Source organism: Streptococcus handemini (genome assembly GCF_040984445.1).
GTDB lineage: Bacteria > Bacillota > Bacilli > Lactobacillales > Streptococcaceae > Streptococcus > Streptococcus handemini.
Genome location: NZ_JBFRYH010000123.1, coordinates 1 through 1197, shown reverse-complemented (window position 1 = coordinate 1197; position 1197 = coordinate 1). Strand labels below are relative to the sequence as shown.

Genomic DNA, 1197 nt, shown 5'->3' with positions numbered 1-1197 from the left:
AAGAAGGTAATACAATTCCAACAGAGGAAGGTCACCACGATGTACCAGTAGTGATTACCTACAAAGACGGTTCAAGCGAAGAAGTGAACGTCCCAGTTGACATTAAGAAACCAGTTGATGGCACAACGGATACAAATCAAAACCCTGATGATACTGTGGAAATTCCAACTGAAAAGACACTGGTTAGAGATGAAACTAACCTAACGGCTGATGAACGGGACAAGATTAAGGGCAAAGTCGAAGAAGTCAATCCAGGTAAGATTGTTACTGTAGATGAGCAAGGTAATGCGACGGTAACCAATCCAGCAACCGGCAATAGCACAGTTATTTCAGGTGAAAAACTGGCTGCTAAAGGACGCTATGAAGTTGGTTTATCTGCTGCTCATGCGAAACCAATTTTGAATCTTGGATCTAATGCGGGTATAAATATTCCAACTGCCAAGATACCAGTTAAGGATGAAACAAGTCTAACGGCTGATGAACAAGACCAGGTTAAAGCCAAAGTTGAGGAAGTCAACCCAGGTAAGATTGTAACTGTAAATGCTCAGGGGAATGCGACTGTCACAGATCGAGTAACTGGTGATGGCACAGTTATTCTAGGCGAAAAACTGGTTGTCAAAGGACGCTATGAAGTAGGTCTATCTGCTAGTCATACGAAACCGATTTTAAATCTTGGATCTAATGCAGGTACGAATTTTGATAAAAACACAGAGCAAAAGCTTGAATCCAAAGGAGCTGATGCTGAAGCGAATGGGGTAAATAAAGTTCAAGTAACAGTTACACCGGCTACTTCAACCGAAACCCCATTATTGGAAAAATCAAATTCTGCTAAGCAATTGCCAAATACAGGCGATACAGTGGATAATGCTGCATTTGTATACGGTGTTACTGCATTAGGATTCGCTGCATTGCTCGGACTTGGCAAGAAAAAATCAGAAGACAAAGAATAATTCGACGATTGATACGCTAGTGGAGAGATGATTTTGTTATCTTTCCATGAGGAGGCAATACAAATAACCAGAGATTGATGCTCTCTGGTTATTTTTTGCATTCACTAGTCGCTGCGTAACGTAACCGCTCCATAACGGAGTATATTGAAAAGTTCCAAAGTCGCTTTGACTCTGGGACTTTTTCCTATCTACAGTTGTTTTGAATACTTTCCGCCCATGGTAAATAAGCCTCCAGTACCTCCTTTTT

1 protein-coding gene is annotated in these 1197 nt (G+C 41.2%); it reads left to right on the top strand.

What is annotated here, in order from left to right; genetic code table 11:
* Positions 1-950, top strand: a 950-nt coding sequence (locus ABPH35_RS10890) for an LPXTG cell wall anchor domain-containing protein (protein ID WP_368849826.1), incomplete at its 5' end; no start/stop codon positions are given.
* Positions 951-1197 lie beyond the last annotated feature (247 nt).